Annotated in this window: 6 protein-coding genes; all 6 read left to right on the top strand. The window is 56.1% G+C overall.

Annotation, left to right across the window (positions count from 1 at the left end; translation table 11 throughout):
• Nucleotides 1–433 precede the first annotated feature (433 nt).
• A complete protein-coding gene (locus DXB00_RS10360; protein ID WP_118730127.1) occupies nt 434–1,456 on the top strand; it encodes a LacI family DNA-binding transcriptional regulator in 1,023 nt (340 codons plus the stop codon).
• A 13-nt stretch (nt 1,457–1,469) separates the two neighbouring features.
• On the top strand, nt 1,470–2,747 hold the full coding sequence (locus DXB00_RS10355) for a TolC family protein (RefSeq protein WP_158578368.1): 1,278 nt from the start codon (nt 1,470–1,472) through the stop codon (nt 2,745–2,747).
• A 19-nt stretch (nt 2,748–2,766) separates the two neighbouring features.
• Nucleotides 2,767–4,032 carry a TolC family protein gene (locus DXB00_RS10350; protein ID WP_158578369.1) on the top strand — a complete coding sequence of 422 codons (1,266 nt, stop codon included), beginning with the start codon at nt 2,767–2,769 and terminating at the stop codon, nt 4,030–4,032.
• A 56-nt stretch (nt 4,033–4,088) separates the two neighbouring features.
• Nucleotides 4,089–5,267, top strand: coding sequence for an efflux RND transporter periplasmic adaptor subunit (locus DXB00_RS10345; RefSeq protein ID WP_158581302.1), 1,179 nt, complete (start codon nt 4,089–4,091; stop codon nt 5,265–5,267).
• Nucleotides 5,268–5,273: 6 nt separating this feature from the next.
• The gene (locus DXB00_RS10340; RefSeq protein WP_119214868.1) at nt 5,274–8,384 is read left to right on the top strand and encodes an efflux RND transporter permease subunit; all 3,111 of its coding nucleotides are present in this window, start codon (nt 5,274–5,276) and stop codon (nt 8,382–8,384) included.
• A gap of 344 nt (nt 8,385–8,728) precedes the next feature.
• Nucleotides 8,729–9,208 carry a Cys-tRNA(Pro) deacylase gene (gene ybaK / locus DXB00_RS10335; protein WP_118361371.1) on the top strand — a complete coding sequence of 160 codons (480 nt, stop codon included), beginning with the start codon at nt 8,729–8,731 and terminating at the stop codon, nt 9,206–9,208.
• Nucleotides 9,209–9,385: the final 177 nt, after the last annotated feature.

The raw sequence follows: 9,385 nt of genomic DNA, 5'->3' as shown, positions 1-9,385 counted from the left end.
CTACCTGAACGCCCGGTACGGAGTTGATCAGGTTGTTGATGTGCAGCTTGCCGATTCGGCCGCAGCCTACAACGCCAATTTTCAAAATGCCCATTGGAATTCTCTCCTTTTATATAAGGTGATTCTATTATAAACCACTTGCGGGTGTGCTTCAAGGGTGCAGCGTATTTTTCAGCGCACCGCCCAATTTTGGGGCTTCTGTTTGGTGAAAAATAGCAAAGCGGAGCGCAAAAAAATCGTGCAAAATATCCGTGCATTGTGCTAAAATAGAAAATGCACAGGAAAATGCAACACATTGCACGTTGGTGTCTAAAATGCGGTGAAACGCTTGTGCGCTTTACTGCACTATGATAAAATATGAACGTATTGTGGCAAAAATGTGTCTTTTAGGGATAAAAGAGGATACATGGATGCCTGAAAAGGAGAATATCTTATGAAGGTAACTGCACAGTGGATCGCAGAGCAGTGCGGCGTATCGCGTGGAACAGTGGACCGAGTTGTAAACGGCCGACCGAATGTAGCGCCGGAGGTGCGGGAGCGCGTGCAGAAAATAATCAGCGAATACGGCTACAAAACGCCGTCGCAGCGGCAGGCCGCCCGTGCGGGACACGGCGCGTTCCGCATCGGCGTGATTCTGCCGAGCTGGGATGCGTTTTTCATCCGCCGGATGCGCGAGGGCATTCGCGTGGCTGTACACAACCGCGGATTAAATGATATAAATGTGCTGGTGGAGGAGCTGAAAAACCGCTCGCACCGTGCGTATTTCGAGGCCATCGGACGCATGGAGGAGCGCGGCATTGACGGTCTCATTGTCACCGCGCCGGACACGGTAGCGATGAGTGAGGAGATCGACCGGCTGGTCGCAATCGGCATTCCGGTCGTTACCTGCGACTCGGATGTGCGGCAGAGCCGCCGCCTGTATCATATCGGACAGAACATGGTCAAATCCGGTCGGATTGCAGCCGGACTGCTTGCACCGTACGTTGAGGGACAGGATGTGCTCGTCGTTACCGGCAACCGTGAATTCACGGCGCACGGACTGCGTGTGCGCGGCTTCCTTGACCGTCTGCACGAGATTTTTGACGATAATGTAAACGTCAACGTCATCGAGAGCGTCGAGCAGTATGAGCTGACCTACGACGGCGTACTGCAGCAGGTGCGGCAGAACCCGCGTCTGCGCGGTATTTATATGGCAAATGAGTCCGTGCGCGGCTGTATGGACGCGCTCGAGCGCGCAAAGCCCAATCGGCGGATTCATGTTGTCTGTCATGACCTGACGCCGCATGCGCGCCAGTATTTGGAGGACGGACGGCTGGATTTCATCGTCGATCAGGATTTTTCGGCGCAGACGACGCGCGCAATCGAAGTGCTGGCGCATACACTGCGTACCGGAGAGTCGCCGCGGCAGAGCATCGAATACATTCACACTAGCATTATCACACGGGAATTGTTGTGAGAAAGGAGCCTATATGAAAGCAAACTGGAAGCGCACACTGCTGTCTCTGGTGTTGTGCGCCGGATTTGTATGGCCTGCAGGCGCGGTAAGCACCGGGCAACCGGCGGCATCGCAGACCGGGATGAGCACCACGCAGAGCAAACCGGCGGCTTATACCGTCAAGAAAATGGGTTTGCTGGGCGTCAAGCGCACCGTAGAGAGCGACAATAACACGGTGAAAATGCTGAACAAAACGGCAGCTTCGCTGGACAGCAGTTCGTATATGTCGGGTTCGGCGTCCGGTGCGACCGGCGAGAGCGAGATGGAAATCTACGCTGCGCTGATTGAGAATATGAAAAAGGCCATGGATGGACTGGATAAGACCAGTGATCTTTATAAGACCTATGCGGCACAGTTAAAGGTATTAGAGGATTACCAGACCAGCCTGAACCAGAACGCCGTCAGCGGCATGCAGCAGGCAATGGCCATGCTGTCCCAGCTGGATGACGCGGCGTACACGCTGCGCAAGCAGGCGAAGAACGTCTCCGGTCAGCTGGCGCTCGGTGCACAGACCATGCTGATTACCATTAAAAATCTGGGCTACACCAAGGAAAACCTGCAGGTGACGCTCACGCAGCTGGACCGAAATCTGGCTGTGCTGAAAACGCAGAGAAAACTCGGCATGATTGGGCAGCTGCAGCTTGACACGGTGCAGAATCAGCGCGACAAGCTGGCGCAGTCCATCGACACGCTGGAGACCACCCGCGAAAACCTCGGTTCGAGCGTTGCGCTCATGTGCGGTCTGGACGCGAACACCATCGTGATGCCGGCCGACTTTGAAACGCTGTACGAGGGCAATCTGGATAAGATGTCCTATAATAAGGATTTGGAGCTGGCACAGAAGAACAGCTTTCTCATCTGGCAGAAGCAGGACGCTGTGCGCAGCGCATACAATTCGTACGACAAGAACATCAGCGGTACCGCCGAGGCGGTCAAGTCCGCTGAGGACGCACTGGCGGCGGCCAGGGAGTCGGTAGTGGCTGCCTTCGACAGCACCTACAAGACCGTCAAGGACTGCCGGACGACTCTGGCAGCCAAGCGAACCGCGCAGTCGCAGGCGGAGCTTGACCTGAAAACCGCGACCGTGAAGTACAGGAAGGGCATCATTTCCAAGCTGGCGTATCAGCAGGCGCAGGATGCCGTAACGACCGCAAAGCTGAATGTGGAAAGCGCGTATCTGTCGCTGTATACCGCATATAACCAGTACGAATGGGCCAAGGAAGGCGTACTTATCACCACCGCAGCCGCATAAGAGAGGAGTATATATTATAATGAAACGAACCATTGCAGCCGGTCTTTCCGCCGCTCTGCTGTGCGGCATGGTCGTACCGGCGTTTGCTGCCGATACCAAGACCGCGACGAACACCACCGGCACCACCCAGACCCAGCCGACGGCGCCGGTCAAGCTGACGTTTGACAAGCTGGAGGAGACCGTCCGCCGGAACAACGTCACCATCAAGGCGAACAACAACACCGTGCTCAGCGCGGAAAAGACCGATGTAGGCGATCGGTACATCGAAAGCTATTTCCAGCTTTCTGAGCAGATTTCGTCCTACCAGAAGCAGATCAAGGAACTGCAGAAAACGCTGAAGGAACTGGGAACCGACGAGGCGAACGCCGGTCTGCGCAAGACGCTTGAGAGCCAGATTTCCATCCTGCAGCGCAATCTGGCAGCCGCCGAAGCATCGTACAAGAACCTCGACGACGACGAGGACGACGCCGAGGAGGATCAGGAGAAAACGGTTGATCACACCCGCCGTCAGATGCAGAATGCAGCCGATGAGATCTGCCTGAGTGCGGAAAACACGTACATTTCTCTGCGCGGCATGAAGTATACGCTCAACCAGACCAACCGCAGCATTCAGCAGCTTGACCGCAACATTGCGACTGTGCAGAAGCAGGTAAAGCTGGGCATGACCGGTGTAAACACGCTCAAGAGCCTGCAGGCACAGCGAGAGAGCGCCGTTGCCGGCAAGGCTTCGCTGACCACGCAGGTAGAGGCGCTGACCAACACGCTCGCTATCCAGTGCGGCTATACCACCGGTACACAGATCGAAACGAGCGATCTTCCGGTCGTAACCGCCGAGCAGGTCACCTCCATTGATTATAACAAGGATCTTGCCGAGGCGCTCAAGAACAGCTACGCGATCTACTCCAAGGAGTACGCAATGCAGACCGCATCCGATGATTACGAGAACAATAAGACCAACACGCTGTATGCTTATCAGGCAGCCAAGATCGACCGCGATGCACAGAAGGAGAGCACGACCGCTTCTTTCCGCAAGCTGTATACCGACCTGCAGGAGAAGCAGACCGCACTTGCTGCGGCGGATGCCGATCTCGCACAGGCGAAAAAGACGTTTACGGTAAGCCAGGTGCAGTACACGCGCGGCATGATCTCCAAGATGGCGTACACAGATGCGCTTGATACCTTCACCACCGCACAGGAGACCGAGGTTGCAGCGCGTATCGATCTGCTGACCGCCTACAACACCTATCAGTGGGCAAAACGCGGTGTAATTACGGCAACAACTTGATAAGCTGACCGTTTTTGCGAATATAGCAGATATGTATAATGAATTGGAGGACCCCGATGAGCAATAGCAAACGAATCCTTGCGGCGCTGCTGGCCGGTGCGATGGTACTGTGTGCAGGCTGCGGCAAGGAAGAGGAAACCGAGGAGGAAAGCTCAAACAGCACTGCGGTTGAGGTAACCGATGTTACCTCGGGCGCGATGAGCTCGGAATACACGCTGAATGGCAAGATTGCCGCCGTCAATGAGGTGCAGGTGTTCCCGCTGCTGGCAGGTCAGGTGCAGACGCTGAACGTCAGCGAAGGCGACACCGTATCCAAGGGTCAGACCCTGTTTACGGTGGATACCTCGACGGTTACCTCGACGATGAGCTCGCTGCAGCAATCCTACAGCGCCACAAAGACCGCGACCGACCGTGCGATTGAATCAGCAAAGGTCGGTGTGGAGCAGGCGGAACTGGCGGTCAGCAACACGGAAGCACTGCTCGAAGCCGGTGCGGCTGCCGAGCAGGATCTGATCAAGGCTAAGCAGGCACTGACGCAGGCGCAGGCAGGTGTCGCGCAGGCTGAGGCCCAGCAGTCCGCGTCTTTGGCGCAGATTCAGGCGTCTATGGACCAGATCAATAAGCAGGCAAGCCTTGGCACGGTAACCGCTCCGTGCTCGGGTACGGTTACGGCTGTAAACGTAGACCGCGGCGGCATGGCATCCTCGGCGCAGCCGAGCGTGGTCATTGCCGAGAACGGTGCGGTTGAGGTGCAGGTTTCTGTCGCTGAGGACGTATTCACCGGCATCAAGGTCGGCGATACCGCAAGCGTCACGGTCTCCGCTGTCTCCAAGGAGCCGATGAACGGCACGGTCAGCACGCTGCCGGCGGCTGCCAATGTGCAGACCAACCTGTATGACGTATCGGTTGCTCTGCCGTCCGGCACCAAGCCGCCGATCGGCGCGTTTGCTACCGTCACCTTCTATACCGACCGCCGCGCAAGCACGATTTCCGTGCCGACCGAGTCCATCCTGACCGGCAATAACAACGAGCAGTATGTGTTCACCGTAAATGCGGATGGCACTGCCGCAACCCGCGTTACCGTCACTACCGGACTGGTTACCAAGGATTCGACCGAGATCGTTTCCGGCCTCAAGGCGGGCGACCGGGTTGTTACCAAGGGTCAGTCCTATCTGTCGGACGGTGCAGCCGTGCATGTCGTCACCTCGGACGCCGCAGACGGCGGGGAGGGCTAAGCGCGCATGAAATTCGCACAAACCTTTATCAAACACCATGTAATGACCATCCTGCTGTACATACTGGTCGTTGTGTTTGGTTTTTACAGCTTCCAGAACCTGCCGCTGGCGCTCATGCCGTCCATGGAGGTTCCGGCAGCAGTTGTTTACGCTACTTATCCGGGTGCCGGCCCGGAGGATATCGAGCAGCAGGTAACCAAAAAACTCGAGGGTGCGGTAGCGGGTCTGTCCGGTCTGGATACGCTCCAGTCCACCTCGTCCGAGAATATGGCTATGCTGGTTATCCAGTTTACGAATCATACGGATATGGATCAGGCAATGACTGACCTGCGCGACAAGGTTGCACAGGTAAAGAGCCAGCTGCCGGATGACGCATCCGACCCGACCGTTATGTCGATTGATATTGACTCCATGCCGGTCGTTTCGGTGGCGCTGCGCGGCAACGATCTGGCTTCTCTGCAGTCCATCGCCGAGGACGAGATTCAGCCGGCGCTCGAGCGTCTGGACGGCGTAGCGTCTGTTGATATTTCGGGCGGCTACGAGCAGGAGATCGCAGTCCACACGGACGCCTCCCGCCTGAAGGGCTACAACCTGACCATTTCGTCCATCGGTCAGCAGCTCGGCGCGGACAACATCGCCATTCCGGGCGGCGATCTGGATAACGGTTCGCAGACGCTGGCTGTCCGCACGGACGGCGAGTATTCGTCCATTGATGATGTTAAGAACGCTCTGATCTCGCTTCCGGCAGGCGGCACGGTCCGTCTGAGCCAGATTGCGGATGTTTCCATGCAGCCGAAGGATCAGGACGCCATCTCCAAGGTTGACGGTGAGGAATGTATCATCCTGTCGGTCAACAAGCAGTCCGGTTCGAACACCGTGCAGATCGCCGAGCTGGCAAAGGCTGAGTTTGACTCCCTGCTTAAGAGTAACGATTCCCTGCAGTGGAATATCGTTATGGATCAGTCCGACTATATCAACATGACGGTTGATAACGCTATTCAGAACATCTGGATGGGCGTGCTGTTCGCCGCGATCGTGCTGTTCCTTTTCCTGCGCGACTTCGGCGCGACCATGGCTGTTACCATCGCGATGCCGTGCTGTATCCTGTTTACGTTCCTGATTATGAACGTGCTGGGCATTACGCTGAACATGATGTCGCTCGGCGGTATCACGCTCGGTGTAGGTATGATCGTGGATAACTCCATCGTTGTTCTGGAGAACATCTTTACCTATCGAGCGGACGGCTACGACCGTATGGAGGCCTGCACCAAGGGCACCGGCGAGGTCATCGGTGCAGTTATCGCCTCCACGCTGACCACGGTCGCCGTATTCCTGCCGATCGCACTTTCCGGCGGCATGGCCGGCATGATGTTCAAGGAATTCTGTATCACCATCGTAGCGCTGCTGCTCAGCTCGCTGATCATTTCCGTCACGCTCGTGCCGCTGCTGTGCTACTTCCTGCTCGGCAGCACCAAGCAGAAGAGTGTCAAGCCGCAGGGATCGGGCGCAACGCCGATCACCGAAAAGCCGCTCTCGCGTGTATACCGCAGTTCGCTGAATTTCCTGATCACCCACCGCTGGGCAGGAATCGCGCTGACCGTTGTCATCTGTATTGTCAGCGTGCTCAGCGTCAGCCAGGCGGGCATGGAGCTCATCCCGGAGATGGATGAGGGTCAGGTGAGTGTTACGGTTTCCATGCCGAACGGTTCGACTATGGAGGACACTGCTGCCATCGAGGACCGCATTGCGGCCATCGCAGTTGATACCATCCCGGAGCTGGAGCAGATCTACTACTCGACCGGTTCTTCGACCTCGATTATGTCCTCGTCCTCGGGCGCAAGCGTTACAATTTCGCTGGTAGATCTCGATCAGCGTGACCGCTCGTCAGCGGATATCGCCAAGCAGCTGCGCCATGACCTGCAGGATATTGCAGGCTGTGAACTGACGGTTTCGACCAGCAGCACCATGTCGATGTCCACGGATTCGGACATCAGCGTTGAGCTGACCGGCGATGACTACGACCAGCTGGCTGAGACGGCAGACGATCTGGCAAACCAGATCAGCGCCCTGCCGGATGCCATCAATGTTGAGTCCTCGGCAGGCGAGCAGACCCCGCGTGTTGCCGTTAAGATCAACCGCGAGAATGCGTCTCGCTTCGGTCTGAATGCGGCCACCATTGGCGGTCTGGTTCGTGGTGAGCTGACCGGCTCGACCGCAACCACGCTCCGCATGAACGGTGAGGAATACGACGTTACCGTTGCCGGCGACGAGGATGTAGCAACCAGTCTGGACGCACTGCGCTCCATGCAGATTCCGACCATGACCGGCGGCACCGTACCGCTGTCCATGGTGGCGGATGTCTACACCGAGCTCAGTCCGCAGTCCATCGTGCGCAAGAACCAGAAGGAGACCGTAACCATCACCGGTGAAAGCGAATCCGGTGACAGCAATGCCATTAAGGCAGCCGTTGACGACATTGTTGCCAAGTACGAGCTGCCGGACGGCGTAGAGGTCGGCGAAGGCGATACCGCTGCTTCACAGATCGCGGAGACCACCGGCACGCTGATGCTGGCCCTTGCGGTGGCAATCCTGCTGGTATATTTCATTCTGGCAACGCAGTTCAACTCGTTCTCGCTGCCGATTGCAATCATGCTGATCCTGCCGATCGGTCTGCTTGGCTCGATGATCCTGCTGTGGCCGACCGGAAATCATGTTTCCATGGTCGCACTGCTCGGTGTTATCATTCTGGCCGGTACAGTCGTCAACTCGTCTATCGTGCTGATCGACTATACCCTGCAGCGCCGTCAGCGCGGTGAGGATAAGAATACGGCTATCCTGAACGCATGTCCGCGCCGTGTCCGTCCGGTGCTGATGACCGCTATGACCACTATCCTCGGCCTTGTGCCGATGGTATGCTCGAGCGGCGAAGGCTCTGAGATGATGAAGCCGATGGGTGTTGTCATGATGACCGGTATGGTTATCTCCACCATTGCAACGCTGTTCATCACTCCGGTTTACTATTCGCTGACCGACAGCGTCGCTTCCCGCCTTTCCGGCCTGTTTAAGAAAATCAAGCTGCCGAAGTTTAACTTCCATAAGAAAAATCCGCAGCAGTAAGCAAAAAGGGAACCGAAATCGGTTCCCTTTTTGAATTGAGAATGGATAATGGAGGATGGAGAATGAATGGCGGGCAAAATGGGTACCGCAGTTGTCCAATGTCTGTACAGTCTACCCCGTAGGGGAGCACAGTGTGCTCCCGCACCCATTTAACGATGACTTGGGCGAACACGGTTCGCCCCTGCGGGTATGCGTGTGCAAATGAATTTACAAACGACGTATTGATTCAACCGCCGCGATAATTTTCCATTCTTCATTCTCAATTTTCAATTCCGATATTCCCTTGCATATCGCACAAGTGAAGTCTATAATATTTGTATAAATTGCAGATAGGAGCGAACAATATGGCTTCGGATAAAACAAATGTAATGCGTGTGCTCGAGCAGCACAAGATCGCCTATAAGCCGCACGAATACCCGCACGGCAAGGACGCCGTAGACGGTGTTTCGGTTGCGGAACTGCTCGGTCAGAACCCCGATCAGGTCTTCAAGACGCTGGTTGCACGAGGCAAATCGGGCGGCTTTCATGTATTCGTTATTCCGGTCGCAAAGGAGCTTGACCTGAAAAAAGCAGCCAAGGCGGCAGGCGAAAAGTCGGTCGAGATGGTGCATGTCAAGGAACTGTTGGGCCTTACAGGATATGTACGCGGCGGCTGCTCGCCAGTGGGCATGAAGAAGGCGTTCCCGACCGTGTTTGACGAGAGCGTGAACAATGTCCCGACCGTGATGGTCTCTGCGGGCAAGATCGGCTTCCAGATCGAATGTGCACCGGCGGATCTCATCAAGCTGGTACGCGCCACGACCGCGCATATTACGACGGATTAAGGCAATACTGCATGATTAAACAAGAGCGATTTGCGAGTGGATTTTGTGCACTGACGAGGCGCGGTTTTGCGGTAATACTTGATGTATTACCGTAGAATCAGCGGCAGCGCGACCGGAGCCTGCGCAAGGGACCGCTATAAAGTCAGGGCACAAAATTTCCGCAAAGCGCCGCAGTCT

The sequence above is a fragment of the Butyricicoccus sp. OF10-2 genome (assembly GCF_003481925.1).
GTDB classification, from domain to species: Bacteria; Bacillota; Clostridia; order Oscillospirales; family Butyricicoccaceae; genus Agathobaculum; species Agathobaculum butyriciproducens.
Note: the sequence above shows the minus strand (reverse complement) of the source record. Positions and strands in the feature narration are given on the sequence as shown.

Excerpts from the sequence above, each read along its gene's own strand:
- DXB00_RS10360 (WP_118730127.1), top strand. The coding sequence starts at position 434 with ATGAAGGTAACTGCACAGTGGATCGCAGAGCAGTGCGGCGTATCGCGT.
- DXB00_RS10355 (WP_158578368.1), top strand. The coding sequence starts at position 1,470 with ATGAAAGCAAACTGGAAGCGCACACTGCTGTCTCTGGTGTTGTGCGCC.
- DXB00_RS10350 (WP_158578369.1), top strand. The coding sequence starts at position 2,767 with ATGAAACGAACCATTGCAGCCGGTCTTTCCGCCGCTCTGCTGTGCGGC.
- DXB00_RS10345 (WP_158581302.1), top strand. The coding sequence starts at position 4,089 with ATGAGCAATAGCAAACGAATCCTTGCGGCGCTGCTGGCCGGTGCGATG.
- DXB00_RS10340 (WP_119214868.1), top strand. The coding sequence starts at position 5,274 with ATGAAATTCGCACAAACCTTTATCAAACACCATGTAATGACCATCCTG.
- ybaK (WP_118361371.1), top strand. The coding sequence starts at position 8,729 with ATGGCTTCGGATAAAACAAATGTAATGCGTGTGCTCGAGCAGCACAAG.